Genomic DNA, 19,699 nt, shown 5'->3' with positions numbered 1-19,699 from the left:
CCTCGCGAGTGTCGCCGCTGATCCTCGCGTTCGTGTTCATTCCGTTCGCGATCGAAGCGGTTTGGGTGTTCTGGCCTGCCCTGCAGGGGTTCTGGCTTTCCCTGACCGACTGGGACGGTCTGTCGGCGCCGACGTTCGTTGGCCTCGGCAACTTCCACGACATGTTCTCCGACCCGATCTTCAAGACGGCGTTGAAGAACACCGCGATCTGGCTCGTCCTGTTCGGTGGCCTCAGTGTCATCGGCGGCTTCGGGATGGCGCTCCTGCTGCAGAAGGAGCGCCGCGGCGTCGGCATCTACCGGGCCGCGCTGTTCACCCCGGTCGTCTTCTCGCTGGTCGTGACCGCGCTGATCTGGCGCGTCTTCTACCAGCCGGACGGCCTGGTCGATTCCGTACTGCGGGGGGTCGGCCTGGGCGACTTCATCCGGCCCTGGCTCGCCGACCCCGACACCGCCCTGTACGCCGTGATCCTGCCCGCGTTGTGGCGGCAGATCGGCTACGTGATGGTGCTCTACCTGGCCGGGCTGAAGGCGGTCGACCCGGCTCTCTACGAAGCCGCCCGGGTCGATGGAGCCTCAGCCTGGCAGCGGACGCTGTACGTCACGATCCCGCAGTTGAAGGGCGTGAACTCGGTCGTGCTGTCGGTGATCGTGATCGACTCGCTCCGGTCGTTCGACATCGTCTGGTCGATGACCAGGGGCGGGCCGTACCACTCGTCCGAACTGCTCAGCACCTACATGTACTCGACCGCGTTCCAGTCCACCCAGCTGGGCTACGCCTCCGCGATCGCCGTGGTGATCTTCATCCTCGCGCTCGCGGTCATCCTCGGCTACCTGATCCGCGCTTTCCGGGAGGAGACATGACGCAGCGTTTGAAGACGTCGGGCTATCACCTGGCGATGGGCCTCGTCTCGTTTCTGTGGATCGCGCCGATCCTCTGGGTCGTGGTGATCTCATTCCGCAGCTTCGACGACGTGGCCGCCAACGGGCTGGGGTCGTTGCCGCACTCGTTCACTTTCTCGACGTACAAGTCGGCCTGGCAGGACGCGGACGAGTTCCGCGCGCTGATCAACTCCCTGGTGGTGACGATCCCGGCGGTGGTTCTGAGCCTCGGGTTCGCGTCGATGGCGGCGTACGGGCTGGCGCGGTACAACGTTCCGTTCCGGCGGACCGTCCTGTTGCTGATGTTGATGGGCAACCTGTTGCCGCCACAGATCCTGCTGATCCCGATCTCACGCTTCGTCGAGCTGACCGGGTACTTCGACACGTTGATCGCGTTGATCGCGGTGCACGTGGGTTTCGGCCTGGGCTTCTACACGTTCGTGCTGCACGGGTTCATGCGGGACCTGCCGCGAGAGATCCAGGAAGCGGCGACGATCGACGGTGCTGGACCGGGAAAGATCTATGCCAGTGTGATCCTGCCGCTGACCAGGCCTGCGCTGGCGGCGCTCGGGGCGCTGTCGTTCACCTGGATCTTCAATGACCTGCTCTGGTCGATCACGGTGATCCGGTCCGGCGAGAAGATGCCGGTCACGCCTGCACTGCTCGGCCTGCAGGGTCAGTTCGTCTCGTCCTGGAACGTGATTGCCGCCGGCACCGTCATCGCAGCCGTCCCCACGTTGGCGGTGTTCCTGAGATTCCAGAAGCATTTCGTGTCGGGTTTGGCGATTGGAGCGGTCAAATGAGGCGATGGACACTGCGTGGCGCAACGACGTCGTATGTCGTCGGAGTGCCCGATCATCAGCAGTGGGCGCAGCTGCTTGCCTGGGGCCCGCATGGCGTTGAAGACGGTCCCTCGAATCTCTCACCGACCGGGAGGCTCGACTTCCTCACCGAGGCTGACACCGAGCCACTGGAGTACGCCGTCCGCGGGGTCCGCTATGCCAATCCGACCGAGCTCGTGGTCAGCGGTCCGGCCGGCAGTGACGAGTCGCGCCCGGTCTTCGTCGATTCCGTGGAAGGCAATGGCACGCTGGACCTGATCTTCGTCGATCCGTTGACCTCGCTCCGGTTGATCCTGCACTACCGGATGCTTGCGCAGTTGGACGTCGTCGAGCGGTGGGTCTCGATCCACAACGACGGGGAAACCGAACTGACGCTGCACCACCACGACTCGGCCGCGTTCGTGGTGCCTACCGACAACGGCGCTGTGATCCGCTATCTGTGGGGCGAGTGGAACAGCGAGTTCCAGCAGGCCTCTGTCAGTATGCGGCGAGGTCGCTTCACGATCGACAGCCGGCAGGGCATCACCGGCCACTCCTATTCACCCTTCCTGTCGGTTGCCGACACCCGCGACCCAGCCGGTACTACGTGGGGCGTGCAGCTCGCGTGGTCCGGCTCCTGGCAGCTGAGCGCGGACGTCGATACGATGGGGCAAACCCGGATCCAGACCGGACGGCTTCCATCCACTCTCGGGTTGACGCTCGAGGCGGGATCGTCGTGGGTGTCGCCGGTGGCCGTCGGCGCCTGTAGCGCCGAAGGTTCCGACGGGCTGGCTCGCTCGTTCCACGCGTACCAGCGATCCCTCGCGGGAGAGCGGCTGGAGCTGACGCGGAAGGTCGTCTACAACTCCTGGTACGCGACCAAGTTCGATGTCCGGGCCGATCAGCAGCTCGAGCTGGCCCGTCGAGCGGTCCGGGCGGGGGTGGAGACGTTCGTGGTCGACGACGGCTGGTTCACCGGACGTACCGACAGCACCTCTGGGCTGGGGGACTGGGAAGTCGACCCCGCAGCCTTCCCGAACGGGCTCACTGCGTTCATCGCCGACCTCGGTGACCTCGGCCTGGACTTCGGTCTATGGGTGGAGCCCGAGTCGGTCAACCCCGGCTCGGAACTGGCCGCCAAACATCCCGAGTGGATCCTGCGGACGGAAGACCGCGAGCCATTGCAGGTGCGCAACCAGCTTCTACTGGATCTGAGCCGGGAAGACGTGGCGGGCTGGATCTGGGAGACCCTGGACCGGTTGCTGTCCTCTTATGACATCAGCTACCTCAAGTGGGATGCGAACCGAGCTCGGCTGGATGCGGGCGAGGTTCGCGGGCGTGATCTCGACGGCAGCGTGGTCGCCAATCTGTACAGGATCCTCGAGCGGCTCAGGACCGATCATCCCGGGGTGTTCGTCGAGGGTTGTGCCAGTGGCGGTGGGCGGGTCGACCTCGGAATGGCGGCGCGGGTCGACACGCTCTGGCCGAGCGACAACACGGCTCCACTGGATCGGCTGCGGATCCAGCGCGGCTTCCTCAGCGGCTATTCGCCGCACCTGATGAGCTCCTGGGTGACGGATGAGGCCGGCACCGTCGACGGCCGCGAACGCTCGCTGGACTTCCGGTTCCACCTGGCGATGTCGGGTGGGCTCGGCATCGGCGGCGACCTCACGAACTGGAGCGACGAGCAGTTGACCGCGGCCGCCGGCCACGTCGCGCAGTACCGGGAGATCAGGAATGTTGTTGCGTTGGGCAACGTCTATTGGCTCGGTGAGGGTACGACCGTCGGGCTGCAGTACGTCGGCGCCGACCGCGCGGTGGTGTTCTTGTGGGACACCGGTGACCTCGCCGTGCGAGCCAGCATGCCGACGCGCGCCCGCAGGGTTCCCCTCGTGGGGCTGGATCCCACGAAGAACTACCGGGTAGGAGAAGAGGTCCACCCGGGCAGCTACTTGATCCGGGTCGGCGTCCCAGATCCGAGGGGCGGCGCGACTGACTCGTCCTGCTGGGTCGTCACCGCTGTCGACTGACCTTCCGTCCAGCCAAAGGATGAAGACGCGAAACGACCCTCCGCCCTGCTCGGCGGTCTGAAGCCGCTGGTCGACTACATCCACAGCAAGGGTCTGAAGGTGGGCATCTACACCGACGCCTGGCCCCTTCATCCCCGGCAAGTGCGGCCTCGGCAGCCAGACCTGCCCGACCGGCATCGGAGTCGCGTCGCCGTCGCTGGTCCGGTACTACGCCGGCTCACCGGGGTTCGCGTGCTCGACCTGGTGGTCGGCGACGCAGGCGACGGCGGCTACAACGACCGCGCCGACTGGGCCGCTCCAACGGCTGCTTGCTGACTTGTCGTGAACTAGCCAGGTAGCAGGGGGCAGACCGCGTCGAGGTCTGCCCCTGTTGTGTGTTTGGGTGGACCTCGAACATCCGCCAAAGGTGCAAGGGACAGTGCATGAAACTCCGTCGTCAGTGGAAGCTCGGCACGGCCGTCTTCGTGGGAATGGGACTTGTCGTCGGAGGCGTCGTCCATGCCGCCACCGCGGATACCGACAAGCCCTCGGCAGAGCAGTTGCCGCCCGCAAACGGTTCAGTTGCCTTGAGCACCACTGAGCTCGCCGCCGCCACCCCGAACGGCGCGAGTGGTCTGGTCCGACCGGCTGCCGCATCGACCGAGCTGGTGCGCCCCGGTGCGGCCGCGCGGCCGAGGACGTCAGCCGAGGTCGCCCGCGCCGCAGCGGCCGCGCCGACCAAGGCCAAGCTGTCGATCAAGGGCGTCTACCAGAGCACCAACTACAACTGCGTGCCCGCGTCGAGCGCGGTCAGCCTCGGCACCTTCGGCGTCACCGTCACCCAGGAGACGCTGGCGAAGAAGATGGGCACGACGACGTCCGGCACCTGGGACAAGACGGCCCTGCCGGTCATCAACAGCTACATCAACCCGCTCGCGTACTCCGTCTGGGACGCCGACACCACTGGCAATGCGACGAACCTGCTCAACTGGGCGGCGTACGACATCGGCACGCTGAAGAAGGCGCCGAAGATCGGCGTCTGGATGGAGAAACTGCCCTGGAACAAGGGCATGACCGGGCACTTCGGGCACGCCATCCTGATCTACGGGTACGACCTGGCCGCGAAGACGCTGACGGTCTGGGATCCGTGGAAGCCGACCGGCGGCACCCACACGCTGAGCGCGGCCGCGCTGAACGCGACCATGCAGCAGTACGGCCTGTCGTACCTGGCAGGTCACTCCGACGCCGACCTGACCAACGCCGGCGACCTGAGCGGTGACGGTCTCGCGGACATGATCGCCGTCCACCGGCCGACCGGGAACCTGTACCGGTACACCAACAACGGCAAGGGTGCGTTCGACGGCGGTAGCAAGGCGGTCAAGATCGGCAACGGCTGGAACGGGATGACCGAACTGGCCGGCGTCGGCGACCTGACCGGCGACAAGGTCCCTGACGTCGCGGCGGTCGAGAAGTCGACCGGCAAGCTCTGGCTGTACAAGGGTCCTGGCCTGGCCGGCACGACCCGGATCCAGATCGGCGCGAGCGGCTGGACCGGCATGCGCGACCTGATCGGCATCGGCAACGTCCTCGGCGACTCGCACCCGGACCTGATCGCGATCCAGAAGTCCACCGGCGCCCTCTGGGCCTACCCGGGCAAGGCGAACGGCTTCGGTCCGCGCAAGCAGATCGGTACGAAATGGACGTCGATGACCAAGCTCGCCGCGATCGGCGACCTGTCCCGCGACGGCAAGGCCGACTTCGTCGCCGTCGACTCCAAGACCGGCAAGCTATGGCTCTACAAAGGACTGACGTTTGCCGGTGGCACCAGCCGGGTCGAGATCGGAACTGGTGGCTGGAACGGACTGCGCTCGCTGACCGGCGTCGGTGACATGAACGGCGACAAGATCCCCGACCTCATCACCGTCATCAACTCCAGCGGCGACATGTACCTGTACTCCGGCAAGGCCAGCGGCCTCGGCGCCCGCTCGAAACAGGGCAGCGGCTGGAACAGCTGAGACTTATTTGATTAGGTCTCCGACGCGCTGGGCAGCGGCCAGGACATCCGAATCGCCCGAGTGGCGGTAGGCGTCGAGGGCGGTGTCCGCGAACTTGATCACGTGCTCGTCGCCGTGCTCAATTGCCCAAGGCATCAAATCGCCTTTCCGCGCTGCCGGCAGCTCGTCCTTCGGCAGCCCGGAAGGCGGCGCGTACGCCGAGGTGATGGCCGCGCTGGCAGCCCACACCGCAGACAGACTCGGCGCCCACAGCGACTGCGGAAGTACCGGCAGTGTGTGCAGTACTGCGTTCGGCGCCGTCGCGGTGTGGACCAGGAGCACCGGGCTCCCGTGCCCATGCGTCAAGTATCGAGCGGCCGCCCCGGCGACGAGATCCGCCAACTGTGCTTGGACATCCTGAGGGTCGGTTGCCGCACGCAAGGAACGCAGCGAGGTCGGCCAGGTCGGCATCTCGGCGAGCTGGCCGAAGCGAATCGCCACCGTGCCTTGCTGAGAAGGAATCCGCGGGATCGCGTCGAGGGCCTGCTCCATCTCCAGCGATCCAGCCGGATCCACAGCCTGCGGAACAGCACGCATTCGAGCCGCCCAGAACGCCAGCCCATGCGCCAGTTCGGTCACTGCAGGCGCACTCTCGTCACCAGACAGCAACGTCCGTACTGCGTGGCTGACGCGGATCACCCCATGAGTCGCGCCGGCCACGATCCCAGGCAGCAGCCGCGGCCACCAGGTGACGAGCACCTCGCGCCACGCGTGCTCGCGCATCTGCTCCTCGAAGTACGCGGACCAGTCGCCGATCCGGCGGCCGTCACCGAACGCGTCCATCCAGGTGGCATCCGTGAGCCGGTCGCTGACCGAGGGGAGTTCGCTGAGCTTGCCGACGTACTGGTCGACCCAGCCGTGGACCTCGTCGGCGAGCCCGCGGCGTACCAGCACCTCGACCGCCATCGGGCCGTGATTGGTCAGCGTGTTCTCGCCCCACTCGGGCCCGGTTCGCGCGAATCGCTCATAGGCCTCGTTCAGGATTCCGTCGCTCATACCTCGTAGTCTCCCGAATCCGCCTGTAGATCCCCTGTAGGTCTTACTGTGGGCGCTATGCGGTTCGGCGTGCTAGGGCCATTGGCGGTCTGGACGGACTCCGGTGTCCCGGTGCGGATCCCGGAGCTCAAGGTGCGCGCTCTGCTGGCCGACCTCCTCATCCACGAGGGACGGGTGGTTCCCGCGGATCGCCTGATCGGCGATCTGTGGCCGGAGCGGCAGCCTCGCGACCCGAGCAATGCCCTGCAACTTCGGGTGTCGCGGCTCAGGCACACGCTCGATGCCGCTGAGCCGGGCGCTCGCGGCCTGATCGTCTCGCAGTCGCCGGGCTACCTGTTGCGGACTGCCACCCGCTCTGGCGCTGGGGCTCCCACGGCGTCCACCGACCTCGTGCGTTTCCGCGCTCTCGCTGGGTCAAACGCAGACCTGCCGACCCGGGCCGCGTCCCTGACCGAGGCTCTCGGGTTGTGGCGCGGTTCGGCGTACGCCGATTTCGCGGGCGAGGCTTTCGCTATGAGTGCGGCCGACCGGTTGGAGGAGGAGAGGCTGGCCGCGATGGAGTCGCTGGCCGAGGTGAGGCTGGCGCTGGGGGAGCACGGCCTGCTGGTCGGCGAACTCGGTGATCTGGTCCGGCAGCACCCGCTACGCCAGCGGCTGCGGGCGGCGTACCTGACGGCTCTCTATCGGGCGGGTCGTCACGAGGAGGCGCTCGACAGCTATCGGTTGCTGCAGCACCAGCTTCGCGACGAAGCAGGTCTGGATCCGTCGGCGGAGTTGCAGAGCCTGCAAGCGGCGATCCTTCGTCAAGACGACAGCCTCGACGCGGCGCCTGCTTCGACCCGCCGACGGGCGAACCTCCCTGAACCATTGACCGACCTGATCGGCCGCGAAACGGAACTCGGCAGCGTGACCGAGCTCGTGAAGACCCGTCGCCTCGTCACGCTGACCGGTCCCGGCGGAGTCGGCAAATCCCGTCTCGCACTCGCCGCGGCTCGAGAGGTCGGCGACCAGTTCGGTGACGGCGTCTGGCTGGTTGAGCTCGCTTCCACAGCCGGTACTCCGCTTGAGGCGATCGCTACTGCGCTGGGAATCCGGGAGCACCTACTGATGGATGCTCTCAGCAACCAGAGCGTACTGGTTGTGCTGGACAACTGTGAGCACCTGATCGCGCCCGTGGTCGAGGTGGTCGCGGAGCTGTTGCGCAAGGCACCGAAGTTGGTGGTGTTGGCAACGAGTCAGGAGCCCCTGGCAATCACTGGGGAGTTTCAGTTTCCGGTGCCGCCATTGGAACCGGCCAGCGCAGCCGAGCTGTTTGTGGCACGCGCGGCAGCGGCTGGGTATGCCTGCAGCAGCGACGAAGTGGTGACCGTCGAGGCGATCTGTCGACGGCTGGATGGGCTTCCGCTCGCGCTGGAGCTGGCTGCGACTCGGGCTCGCGCTCTGGGGATCGAGGGGCTGGCGGCTCGACTCGATGACCGGTTCCGGTTGCCGGCTGGGCGGCGGGACGGTCCGGTTCGGCAGCAGACTCTCCGCGCGATGGTCGACTGGAGTTGGGGACTGCTCACTGAGCCCGAGCAGGTGCTGCTCCGCCGTCTCTCCGTCCACGCGGACAGCTGGAGTCTCGACGCGGTCGGCGATGACATCGAACTGCTCGGCCGGCTTGTCGATCGCTCGCTGGTGACGGTCGTCGAGGGCCCGCGGTACCGGCTGCTCGAGTCGGTCAAGCTGTACGCCGCCGAGCGGCTGAGCGAAGCGGGTGAGGCGGAGGAAGTGGAACTCGCGGCGATCCGCTGGTATGCCGAGTTGGCCGAACGCGCCGAACCACACCTCTACGGGCACGCGCAACGCGAGTGGCTCGCGCGCCTGGATGTGGAGACGCCGAATCTGCGGGGTGCGCTCGACGACGCAGTACGGCTGGGAGAGGGGGATCTGGCGCTGCGGCTAGTGGATGCGCTGGCGTGGTATTGGTTCTTGCGGGGACGTGTGGCGGAGGCAGGGCGGGCTTTCGAAGCAGCACTGGCGTCGCCAGGAGATGAGGGCCGTCAGCAACGAGTTGTCGGCTGGCAGGCGGGTATCAGATTGCTCGGCGACGACGCGACCCGTACTGCGGCCGCTCGCACGCTGATGGCTGCGGACAAACGGATCAGGGCGCATTGGTTCCTTGGGTTCGCGCATCGTGGGGGAGCGGTTGCCGCGACTGTGGAGGTCGTGGACAAGGCGCTCTCGGAGTACCGGGAAGCTGACGATCGATGGGGGATCGCTGCTGCGTTGAGTGTTCGGGGGACGTTGGGGCGGGCGAGTGGTGAGCTGGAGAAGGCCGAGCGTGATGCGACCGAGAGCGAGGCGATCTTCCGGGAGCTGGGCGATCGCTGGGGATTGCTGAAGGCAACGAACAGCCTGGCCGAACTGGCTGAGATCTCCGGCGACTACGACCGCGCCGTACGGCTTCATCAGGACGGGCTGCGGATGGCGGAGGAGCTCGGACTGTGGGGTGAGGCGTCGCTTCGGTTGTCAGGGCTTGGGCGGATCGCCTTGCTGCGCAAGGATTTCGACGCGTCCGAAGAGCTTCACAGCCGAGCGATGCGGCTTGCCGCCGAGCAGGGCAACAAACCGGCGGAGGAGTTTGCCGAGCTCGGGCTTGGTCTGGGTGCCCGCCGCGCGGGTCAACTGGACAAGGCTGAGCATCACCTGCGCCGCTGGCTCGACTGGCTTCGGCAACTCCCTGCCCAACCCGGCGTCCCGCTCGTCCTGGCCGAGCTGGGTTTCATCGCCGAACAACGCGGCGACGCAACCACGGCCCTCCGACTCCAAACCGAAGGCCTAGCCGCAGCCCAAGCAGTCGGCGACCCACGCGCACTGGCCTTAGCGCATGAGGGCTTGGCGGGCGCACACTCGCTCGCCGGCGACACGGAAGAGGCCATACGCCTGTTAGCCGAGGCCACCCGCCTCCGCCTGTCAGTCAACGCCCCACTCCCACCCGCCGAACGCTACGACGTCAACCGCATCACCTCCCGGCTGGCCGCAGCCCTCGCCTGATCGCGCATCTCACGTGACGGCAGGCGCCGGATCGGCAAATTCCTTCGGATTTCTCGGATCTGCCGTTTGGTAGTGACATCTTGTTCATTCTGGGCCAGGCTTATAGGTGTTGGTAAGTGCTTGCCGATGCACCTGAGGAGACACTTGTGCGCAGAATGACCCGCCCAAGAGCGCTCGCCGCTCTCACTGCTCTCGCTCTCACCACCTTCGGTGCCGCGACCGCCGCGGCCCAGGAATCCGCGCCCTCGACCGTCGGAGTCCAGCTGGTGTCGATCACGGACTTCCACGGCTACCTGCGCCCACCGTCCGTGGCCGACGGCGGCACCATCGCCGGCGCCGACGGCAAACCGGTCACCGTGGGCGGAGCGGCGTACCTGGGGACGCATTTGAAGAGCATCCGCGACGGTCACCGGAACTCGATCTTCTTCGCCGACGGCGACAACTTCTCCGGCTGGCCGTTCGAGGTGGACTCGCACGCCGACGAGCCGACCATCGAGGTACTGAACGCGCTCGGGCTCGAGTTCACCAGCGTCGGCAACCACGAGCTGGACGTCTCCAAGAGCTTCCTCGTCGACCACATGGCCAAGGGCAAATGCTTCGGCAAACCCGGCGTCGACAGCTGCTTCATCGACTCCACCGGCCGGCGTTTCCACGGCGCGGACTTCGGCTTCCTGTCCGCAAATATCGTCGACGCCAAAGGCAGGACGATCGTCGCGCCGTACCAGATCCGCTGGGTCCGCGACCGCGATCGCTCGTACCCCGTGGGCTTCATCGGCCTGACCGTGCCGGACACCCCGGTCGGCTCCACGTCGTACCAGCCCGACCTCAAAGCCAAGGACTCCATCGCCTCGGCGAACGCCGCCGCCGCCGAGCTGACCCGCCGTGGCGTGAAGGCGATCGTGCTGAACATGCACGACGGCGGTACCGACGCCTCCTCGACGTACGACAACTGCGTCAACCCGACCGGTCCCGCGATCGAGCTCGCCAAGCAGGTCACCCCGCAGATCGACGCGATCGTGACGGGTCACTGGCATGCCGCGTTCAACTGCAGCATCCCGGATCCCGCCGGCAATCCGCGCCCGGTCGTCGAGGCGGCCAACCACGGCCGGCTGATCAACGAGATCAACCTCCAGCTGGACCGGCGTACCGGCGAAGTCCTGCGCGACCAGACCACCTCGACCAATCACGCCGTCACACGCGATGTGGCTCCCGACCCGAAGATCCAGAAGATCGTCGACTACTGGACCGCGGCCGGCGATCGCAAGTACGCCGAGCAGGTGGCCACCATCACCGGCGACTTCACCCGTACTGCGAACGCGAACGGCGAGAGCACCCTCGCGGACCTCGCGGCCGACGTCCACCTCTGGACCGCGCGCCAGCAGGGTAAGGCCGATCTCGGGCTGATCGCCGCCAAGCCGGCCACCGGGAGTACTGCGCTCCGTGGTGATCTGCTGGTTGCCAAGGGCCCCAAACCTGGTGATGCCGAGGGCAAGGTCATGCTCGGCGAATCGTGGGATGCCTATGGGTACGGCAATCCGGTGCTCACGGTGAGCCTGACTGGCGCCCAGCTGGACGCAGTACTGGAACAGCAGTGGCAGAAGCAGGCGGACGGGACAACCAAGTTCGCGCCGATGGCGATCTCGGCCAATGCCAGCTATACCTTCGACACCACGAAACCGGTCGGCGACCGCGGCACCCTGACCATCGACGGCAAGCCACTCGACCCGGCGCGGACGTATCGCGTCGCGGCGCTCGCCTACACCGTGATCGGTGCTGACGGCTACTCAGCTTTCAAGGCTTATACCAACCCGGTCCGGAACAACACCGACCATGAGACCTTCGCGGCGTACCTCCGCGCACATCGCACGCTGACCCCAGCGCCCCTGACGCGAATGATCGCCAAGGGCTAGAGATTCCCGGACCGCCACCACTCATGAACCATGCTGCGAGCCGGTCGAGCGACTGCGCTCAGGTGGGAGCTCACCTGATCGGGTGACGTTTGTGAGTGGTGGCGGTCCGGCACCCCATGGCATTCGCGGCGCCCGACGTGTTCTCGAGTGCCCAGGCGTTGTCGAGTGCCTAGGCGTTGTCGAGTGCCTAGGCATCCTCGGGGAAGCTGGGCGGGCGGCGGATGCCGGCGACGGTGGGAACGGGGTCGTTGGTGAGGAAGTCGAGCACGAGTTGGTTGACGAGCTCGGGCTTCTCCTGGACGAGGAAGTGTGAGGTGCCCGGGACAACGGCGAACTCGGCGTTCGGGATGTTGTCGTACATCTCGACCGAGTGGGCCAGCGTCACCAGATCGTCGTCGGCGAACATGATCAAGGTGCGAGCCGTCACCGCGGCCAGCTCGGACGCCTGCAGGTCGGGCTCCTTCGCAGCCATCTCCCCGATCTTCGTCGCGACCACCGGGAAGTGGTCCTCCCCGTCGGGCGAGACCTCGCCGTACGCCGGGCCGAGGAACTGCGTGATCGCCGGGACGTCCCACTCCATCTCCGGGCCCGCCTCGCCGGACTTGTTGAAGCCGCCGCTGATCAGCACCAGCCGATTCACCAGCTCGGGCCGCTGCATCGCAACCAGTAGCGCGGTGACGGCGCCGTCGCTGTGCCCGACCAGATCGGCCGGCTGGCCGATCACTGTCTCCAGGAACGCGATCGTGTCGTCGGCCATCACCTGGTAGCCGATCGGTCCTTCGACATCCGGGGTGTGCCCGTGTCCGCGCCGCTCCGGTACGTAGACCTGGAAGTGCTCGGCGAGCGCAGGGGTGTTCGCCGCGAAGAACCGCGCATCCACCAGACCACCGTGCATCAAGACAAGCGGCTCGCCTTCACCCTGCTCGTCGTACCAGGTCTTCACCGCACCCAGCTGCACGTATTCACCCATGATCCCCAGCTCCCCTCGTAGACGGTGGTAGCGCGGAAGCTACCTCAATTCGGGCTCACAGGCACGCGCGCCACCGGCTCTACTTTCCTACCGTCGAAGCCATGCGACGACTGACTTTGGCTGCACTAGTGCTCGCCCTCCTAGCCCCAACCGGTACTGCGTACGCCGGCCCGCGCACCCGGCAGCCGACTCGCCTGGCACAAGTGCCAAACCGACTCGGGCGATGAACAAGGCAAAGCACTCGACGAAGCAGGAGCAACCTGTACTACCGTGCGCGTCCCGCTGGACCATCTGCATCCCGACGGGCGCACGCTGGAGATCGCGATCTCGCGGATCAAGGCAGACCCGGCGAAGCGGCGTGGAGTCCTGCTCTCCAACCCGGGCGGCCCAGGTGGCCCCGGCCTGGCGTACCCGCTCGACTTGCGACCGTTGCTGGGCGAGGTGGCTTCGCAGTACGACCTGATTGGGTTCGACCCACGATTTATGGGCCGAAGTAAGCCCCTCGACTGCGGACCGGTCCGATTGACCGACCTCTACCGCTCATCGATCACCCGCCGTGACTTCGTCTTCGGGAGCCGTCACGCCGCCACCTTCGCCGCTGCGTGCAGAGCGAAGAACCCGGGTTTGCTGGAGCACGCGAACATCCGTGCGGTCGCGCGGGACATGGACGCGATCCGCGCCGCGTTGGGGGAGGAGAAGCTCTCGTACTACGGCGTCTCGTGGGGTGCCGATCTCGGCGTCGTCTACAGCCAGCTCTTCTCATCCCGGGTGGACCGGATGGTGGTCGACAGCGTCACGGACGTCGAGGGATCGGAGTACCGGCATCTTGCGACGGGGCTCGGCGCCGAGGCGGCCTTCGATGAGTGGGCCGCTTGGGCGGCCTGGCGTGATGACGAGTACCACCTCGGCCGGACCGGCATGCAGGTTCGCGCGAAGGTGACAGCGTTGGTACACAGCCGGCGGCCCGTTGTGGTGGGCAAGTATCGGATCGGTTCAGCCACGATGCCTTGGGTTCTGCAGTCGGCGCTCGAAGACGAGAGCGATCGCGAGCTGATGGCTCGCAACGTGCGCACGCTCGTCGATGCGGCCGCAGGCAAGCCGGTCCAGCCAGCTGAAGAGCTGCTGGGGTTCTTGCAGCAGTTCTACGAGACGAACCCGAACTTGTCGCGCTTCGCCGCGGCGTCGCTGTCCTACACCTGCAACGACAACGGCTGGCCGCGCGGCCCAGCGCAGTACTGGCGGGATGTGCAACGTGATCACGTGACGCAGCCGCTGTTCGCCGTCGCCATCCTGCCGTGCGCGTTCTGGACCGACCACACGACCGAGCCTGAACTTGCCATCGGCAACAACACTCCGATGCTCATCGTCCAGGCCGAACGTGACAGCATCCCGGTCGCCTGGGCACGCGCCCTGCACCAGAAGTTGCCGAACTCAACTCTCAAGACAGTCGATCGCCGCGCGCACGGTGTCTACGACGAACGGATTCCAGAGATGGTGGCCGCGGTCAACCGATATCTGGCGGGCTGACGACCAGCTCGTTGAGCATGGCCAGGGCCTCGTCGGTATGGCCGGGGATCAGTAGCAAAGTACAGGCGTGTTCGAAGCGGGCGCCGATCTCGGCGAAGCGCGCTGCAGCCTGTTGCAGGTCAGCTGTGTCGCCGGACAGCCTTGCAGTAGCGCGAAGAAGACAGGCCTCGGCCCAGTTGTTTTCGGCTGCGGTCGTCGCGGCGGCTTTCAGCCAGTGATCGGCATCGGGGAGGCCGGCCACGACCGCGAGTTCGGCGCCGGCGGCGTGGGCGTAGGGCGCCCACCAGAGTTCGGCGAACTCTGCGAAGGCCTGCTCGACCAGCGCCCTGGATGGAGTGTTGTTGTGCACCGCGACGCGGGCGTCGGCGAACGCGGCCACGGCACTCAGCACGGGTGCTGTCGTGTCGCGTCCGGCGCGGGCGATTTCGAGTGCGCGCTGCTGCCAGATCTCGAAGGAGCCGTCCCGCCGCAGACCATGGACCATCGCCGCCACCGCCAGAGAGGACGACATCCACTCCTGGGGTGGCGAACCGGCTCGCTCCCACCGAGCCCAGAGCGTGTCGGCGTCGGCGATGCATTCGTCGAACCGCCCGGTCAGCCCGCTGAGACGGATCACTCGGGGCAGCCACAGATACGAGCGGTCACCGGCCAGGAGATCACCGGCCGCCTCGCCCGCGCTGGCTATCAGCGGTGGAAGATTCTGGTACTCCGGTAGCGCGGCGGGCAGGTTGCCCGTAGCAACGGCTGTGGTCGCGGCCACGTGATACGCGTCGACGATCTCGGCTGCCGCATAAGGCTCATGGCGTGGCAGCGGTGCGACCAGGTCGAGTCTTTCGAGCGCGTACTTGCGGGCCTCGCGCAACCGTCCCGCGTTGCCTGCGGCAACACAGAGGGCGTCGAGCGCACCGGCGATCAGGACCGGGTCGCCGGATCGGCGGGCGGCATCCACAGCGCTCTGGGCGAGGGCGGCGTCCGCGCCGATCCGTCGCTCGCCGTGCTCCCAGGCTTCGGCCGTGGCCAAGAGCGCTGCCACATGAGGATCGTCGTCGGCTTGCCGGCTGGCCGCCGTTTCCGCCAGGCGCTGAACGCGTGCGGCGTCGCCGGCTGCGCGCGCGTCAGCGAGCATCTGAGCACTCTCGTTCCGCGGCATGCTGTACATCGAGCCGGCGGGGTAGCGGTTGATCGCGATCACCGCCGAGGCCAGCATCGCTGACCGGACGTTGCCATCAGCAACGGATAGCTCGGCGGCTTCCAGCAGGTACCGGACGGTGGCCGGTCCGTCGGACAGGATGAGCGAGGTATCCGCCGCGGAACTCAGATCCCGCGCCGCGCTCACTCCATCCTCCGCCCGCTCAGCCGCCGCTCGGTAGTGGTCGACCGCCTCGACGAATCCCTGGCTGGCAAAGGCCAAATGTGCCAATGAGCGAGCCAGTCGATGCGCCGTCGGGTCTGGCGCTGTGACTGTTCCTGCCAGAGCTGCTCGCAGGTCATCCACTACCTCGCCGAACAGCGTGCGCCACTCACCAGTTGGCGCGTCTAGCTGGGACTCCAGTTTGGCGACGGTGGCGGCGGCCCATTGGAGGTGTCGTTCGCGGGCGGTGGCGGTCTCGCCGGCGGCCTCCAGTTGCTCCAGAGCGAAGGCTCGGACGGTTTCGAGTTGGCGCCAGCGAGCGCCTCGGCGTACCAGCAGGCTTTTGTCGGTGAGGCGGCCGATGAGGTCGGCGATCTCGCCTCGCGAGTACTCCGGACTGGTGGCGAAGGCGGCGTCCAGGTCGATGCCGCTCAGATAGATGCCGAGCCGACGGAAGAGCCGTCGCTCGTCATCGTCCAGCAAGTCGTGGCTCCAGCCGATCACCGCGCTCAGGGAACGGTGACGCGGGTTGGCGCCGCGGCCGCCGGACAGCAGCCGCAATTGGTTGTCGAGGGCAAGCAGGCCGTCCAGCCCGAGGGACGCCGTACGGGCTGCGGCCAGTTCGATTGCCAGTGGCATGCCGTCCAATTGCTCGCAGAGCCGCGCAATGTCGGTCGCGTCGGCGGCGAAGGAGGAGTCGACGGCTTCTGCCCGATCTTGAAACAGCTGTACGCCGTCGGATGCCGCCGGCAACGGTTCGAGTCGCACCACCCGTTCGCCCGGTACTGCGAGGCGCTCGCGGCTGGTCGCGAGCACGCTCAGATCCGGGCATGCGGAGAGCAACAACTCGACCAGGTCGGCGACCTCGGCCACGAGATGCTCGCAGTTGTCGAGCACGAGCAAGGAGCGGCCTGAGGACAGCCGCTCAACCAAGGCCTGCTCCAGAGTTTGCGGAGGCCGCTCCGTGACACCGAGCGCGGTCGCCACCGCCCGCGCGACCAGCCCTTCCCGCACCGGCACCAGATCCACAAACGCACCCGGCTCAGCAACCGCCCCCGCCACTACCGCCGCCATCCGCGTCTTACCCATCCCACCCGGCCCCACCACCGTCACCAACCCAGCCACCCGCAACGCCCCACCCACCACGCCCCTCTCCGCCCCCCGCCCCACAAACGAAGTACGCCCCCCAGGCACCCCAACAACACCCCCACCCACGCCACCCGCACCCACGCCGACCCCGGCTCCACCTACGCCTTCCGCGCCCGCGCGGTCCCCGGCCCCGGCTCCATACTCGACGCCTGCCGCGCCCGCACCTGCATCGCCCGCCCCTGCTGCGCTTGCGCGCTCTACGCCCACCCAGCCGGCGCTCATCCCGCCCGCGCCTGCAGCGCTGGCACCGCCCGCGCCCGTGCCCGCCCCGGCTCCAGGCCCCGCGCCTACCGCGCCCGGCCCCGCCCCGCCTCCACGCCCTGCGCCTGCAGCCCCTGCACCTACTGCGCCTGCGCTGCTCTCGTCGCCTTCCGCGGGGTCGGGGGTGCGGGCTCGGGATGCTGCTACTAGGTCTGCAAGTTGGCGGCGGTCGGTGACGCCGTATTTGCGCAGGAGTGATGAGACGTGGCTTTCCACCGTGCGGATCGAGATGTGGAAAGCGTGAGCGATCTGGGCGTTCGAGCGGTGGTCGGCGACCGCGTCGAGGACCTCAGCCTCGCGGGCCGAGATCTCCACCTGCCCGTCGGGGACCATCCGCCCATGATCACCCATCCGTGGTCCTTCCGTGCCGAATCCGTGCTGGATCCGTGCCGTATCCGTGGTCAGCACGGATGCCGGGGTCGTGCCCGCGGGCGGATCGTCGTCGTACCGAACCAAACCCACCAGGAGGACGAGATGAGCACCATCGGTACGGCAACGCGGACCAGGAAAGTACGGCCGGGCACGGTCGCGCTGTGGATCCTGCAACTGATCCTGGCCTCACAGTTCGTGATGGCGGGAGTCCTGAAGCTGTCCGGCAACGAGGCGATGGTCACCATGTTCACCGAGATCGGCGCCGGCCACTGGTTCCGGTACGTCGTCGGTGTACTCGAGGTGGCCGGGGCGCTTGGGCTGCTCGTACCGCGGTTGTGCGGTCTCGCCGCGCTCGGGCTGGCGGGCGTGATGGCCGGCGCCGTGGTCACCAACGTGTTCGTCCTCGGCTACTCACCTGTGGTGGCGTTCGCTTTCCTACTAGCTGCCGGGCTGATCGCTTGGTTCCGCCGGTCGGCGATCCGCGAGCAGCTCGCCAGGCTGGTCGGCGGCTTGCGACGCTCGGAGAGCCGCGAGGGGACCGGTGGACGCATCCGCTCGGAGAGCCGCGAGGAGACCGGTGGACCTATCCGCTCGGAGAGCCGCGAGGTCGCCGGTGAGCACATCCGGGCGGAGGGCTGAGATGACCGACTTGCTGATCCGTGGTTTCGACGGAGTCTTGATTCACCCCGAAGACGAAGGGTACGAAGCGGGCCGATCGGTCTGGAACGCGATCGTCGACCGGCGCCCGGCACTGATCGCGAAGTGCGCGAACACGGCCGACGTCGTAGCAGCGATCCGGTACGGCCGGGACGCCGGCATGGAGATCGGAGTACGCGGCGGAGGGCACAGCTTCCTCGGCCTCCCGGTGGTCGAAGGCGGGCTGCTGCTCGACCTGTCCGGGCTGGCGACGGTCCGCGTCGACCCAGGAACCCGCCGAGCCTGGGTCGGCGGCGGTGCCCTCCTGGGCGCACTCGACATCGCAGCCCAGCGCTACGGTCTCGCAACGACGGCCGGCAACGTATCCCACACCGGCGTTGGCGGTCTCACCCTCGGTGGCGGCACTGGCTGGCTTGGCCGCCAACTGGGTCTGACCTGCGACAACGTCGCCTCATACCAGCTGGTCACCGCCGATGGCGACGTACTGAGGGTCGACGCGAACAACCACCCAAACCTGTTCTGGGCACTCCGCGGCGGTGGCGGGAACTTCGGCGTCGTGACCGAATTCGAGTTCCACCTGCATCCAGTCGGCACCCAGGCTTTCGTCGCCGACTTTTACTATGAACTGAAAGAAGCCCGTACTGCGCTCCGCGCCTGGCGAGACCTGTTCGCAGACACCCCGCGGCGGGCCACCCCGGTGGCACGAGTCGGCCAGTGGGACGAGTTCGGCGGCCGCCGGATGGCGAGTATCGGATTCGTCTGGGTCGGCGATCCGGACGAGGGCCGGCAACTGCTCCCGTCGTACTCCGGAATCGGCCGGCCGGTCGCCCAGCGCGCCCGCGAGCTCAGCTACCTCGACCTGCAGATGGGTGACGACGACGCCGAGCAACATGCGCTCCGCCGCTACTGCAAGGGCCTCTACCTCCGCGAGTTCCCCGACCAGGCGATCGACGCTTTCCTTGCTCCAGGCAACGAAATGAGTGCCCGCCTGACCCTGAACGGCGGCGCGATGGCCGACGTACCGCCCGGCGCCTCGGCGTACAGCCACCGCGACGCCCTCCTGGAGTTCACCACCTCCGCCGGCTGGACCGACGCAGCCGAAGACGAGACGAGAGTCGGCGCCACCCGCACCTACGCCGCCGGCCTGGAACCCTTCGCCAGCGGTTCCTACGTCAACACCATCTCCGACGACGATGCCACTGCAGTACGCCGGGCCTACTCAACCGCCGACCTGACCCGCTTGGCTGCGATCAAACGCCAGTACGACCCCACCAACGTCTTCCACCACACCCTCAACATCCGCCCGTGAAGTCCCGCCGGCTTCCCGGGGATCGCCCAACCAACCTACTGCTTTCCCGCGTTTCCTGAGTGTGAGGTTTTCCCTTGTGGATAAGGGGATTCAGGCCCAGAAACTGTCGGCGGCCTCGTCTAGCCTTAGCGGTATGGACGATCGTGCAGCGGTGTTGATGAGCGGCAGCGAACTGCTGTCGGCTTACGACGCCGTGCATGAGCAGGTCGCCGCGTTGGAGGCCTACGGGGCGGAGTTGCTGGGCCGGATGGAGGAGACNGGTCACGCGAAGGAGATCGGTGCCACNGANACCGCGCGGATGATCGCGGTCCGGTACCGGCTCGACCCGGCCGAGGCCCACCGCCGCGTCAACTTCGCCAAGAACCTGCACAAGTACCCCGCCGTCGCCGCCGCCCT

14 protein-coding genes are annotated in these 19,699 nt (G+C 67.2%); 11 read left to right on the top strand and 3 right to left on the bottom strand.

Annotated elements, in window-relative coordinates; all coding sequences use genetic code 11:
• Window positions 1-32: 32 nt before the first annotated feature.
• From A3ES_RS0129330 to A3ES_RS0129310, 5 genes are all read left to right on the top strand, one after another.
• Entirely contained in the window at window positions 33-863 is an 831-nt protein-coding gene (locus A3ES_RS0129330) for a carbohydrate ABC transporter permease (RefSeq protein WP_202806613.1), read from the top strand.
• A complete protein-coding gene (locus tag A3ES_RS0129325; protein ID WP_020390415.1) occupies window positions 860-1,684 on the top strand; it encodes a carbohydrate ABC transporter permease in 825 nt (274 codons plus the stop codon). Before A3ES_RS0129330 ends, A3ES_RS0129325 begins: the two co-directional genes overlap by 4 nt.
• Window positions 1,681-3,732, top strand: a complete 2,052-nt coding sequence (locus A3ES_RS0129320; RefSeq protein WP_020390414.1) for an alpha-galactosidase — start codon at window positions 1,681-1,683, stop codon at window positions 3,730-3,732. The genes A3ES_RS0129325 and A3ES_RS0129320 overlap by 4 nt, the downstream gene beginning before the upstream one ends.
• 99 nt (window positions 3,733-3,831) lie before the next feature.
• A complete protein-coding gene (locus A3ES_RS55140) occupies window positions 3,832-4,047 on the top strand; it encodes an NPCBM/NEW2 domain-containing protein (RefSeq protein WP_020390413.1) in 216 nt (71 codons plus the stop codon).
• A gap of 107 nt (window positions 4,048-4,154) precedes the next feature.
• Entirely contained in the window at window positions 4,155-5,726 is a 1,572-nt protein-coding gene (locus tag A3ES_RS0129310; protein WP_020390412.1) for an FG-GAP-like repeat-containing protein, read from the top strand.
• Between the two features lie 3 nt (window positions 5,727-5,729).
• On the opposite strand, the gene A3ES_RS0129305 is transcribed toward A3ES_RS0129310, so the two are convergent.
• Window positions 5,730-6,761: a questin oxidase family protein gene (locus A3ES_RS0129305; RefSeq protein WP_020390411.1), complete on the bottom strand. Its 1,032-nt coding sequence runs from the start codon at window positions 6,759-6,761 to the stop codon at window positions 5,730-5,732.
• A gap of 57 nt (window positions 6,762-6,818) precedes the next feature.
• Between A3ES_RS0129305 and A3ES_RS0129300 the strand changes: the two genes are divergently transcribed.
• Window positions 6,819-9,797, top strand: coding sequence for an AfsR/SARP family transcriptional regulator (locus tag A3ES_RS0129300; protein WP_020390410.1), 2,979 nt, complete (start codon window positions 6,819-6,821; stop codon window positions 9,795-9,797).
• Between the two features lie 155 nt (window positions 9,798-9,952).
• Window positions 9,953-11,707: a bifunctional metallophosphatase/5'-nucleotidase gene (locus A3ES_RS0129295; RefSeq protein WP_020390409.1), complete on the top strand. Its 1,755-nt coding sequence runs from the start codon at window positions 9,953-9,955 to the stop codon at window positions 11,705-11,707.
• 187 nt (window positions 11,708-11,894) lie between these two features.
• On the opposite strand, the gene A3ES_RS0129290 is transcribed toward A3ES_RS0129295, so the two are convergent.
• A complete protein-coding gene (locus A3ES_RS0129290) occupies window positions 11,895-12,677 on the bottom strand; it encodes an alpha/beta fold hydrolase (protein WP_020390408.1) in 783 nt (260 codons plus the stop codon).
• A gap of 270 nt (window positions 12,678-12,947) precedes the next feature.
• Here A3ES_RS0129290 and A3ES_RS48810 point away from each other — a divergent pair, with 270 nt between their 5' ends.
• Window positions 12,948-14,204, top strand: a complete 1,257-nt coding sequence (locus A3ES_RS48810) for an alpha/beta fold hydrolase (RefSeq protein WP_020390407.1) — start codon at window positions 12,948-12,950, stop codon at window positions 14,202-14,204.
• On the opposite strand, the gene A3ES_RS55620 is transcribed toward A3ES_RS48810, so the two are convergent.
• Window positions 14,182-17,316, bottom strand: coding sequence for a LuxR C-terminal-related transcriptional regulator (locus tag A3ES_RS55620; protein ID WP_202806611.1), 3,135 nt, complete (start codon window positions 17,314-17,316; stop codon window positions 14,182-14,184). The two genes, A3ES_RS48810 and A3ES_RS55620, sit on opposite strands and share 23 nt — an antisense overlap.
• Here A3ES_RS55620 and A3ES_RS52210 point away from each other — a divergent pair.
• The 3 genes from A3ES_RS52210 to A3ES_RS48800 form a co-directional block, all read left to right on the top strand.
• Window positions 17,305-17,976, top strand: coding sequence for a DoxX family protein (locus tag A3ES_RS52210; protein WP_237745085.1), 672 nt, complete (start codon window positions 17,305-17,307; stop codon window positions 17,974-17,976). The genes A3ES_RS55620 and A3ES_RS52210 overlap by 12 nt on opposite strands.
• A gap of 1 nt (window position 17,977) precedes the next feature.
• Complete coding sequence (locus A3ES_RS0129270) at window positions 17,978-19,303, top strand: FAD-binding oxidoreductase (RefSeq protein ID WP_020390404.1); 1,326 nt, start codon at window positions 17,978-17,980, stop codon at window positions 19,301-19,303.
• 133 nt (window positions 19,304-19,436) lie between these two features.
• A partial coding sequence (locus A3ES_RS48800) for a DUF222 domain-containing protein (protein ID WP_040455840.1) occupies window positions 19,437-19,699 on the top strand: 263 nt, incomplete at its 3' end.

Origin of the sequence: Kribbella catacumbae DSM 19601 (assembly GCF_000372465.1) — a bacterium.
Taxonomy (GTDB): Bacteria; Actinomycetota; Actinomycetes; order Propionibacteriales; family Kribbellaceae; genus Kribbella; species Kribbella catacumbae.
This window is presented reverse-complemented; position numbering and strand designations above follow the sequence as displayed.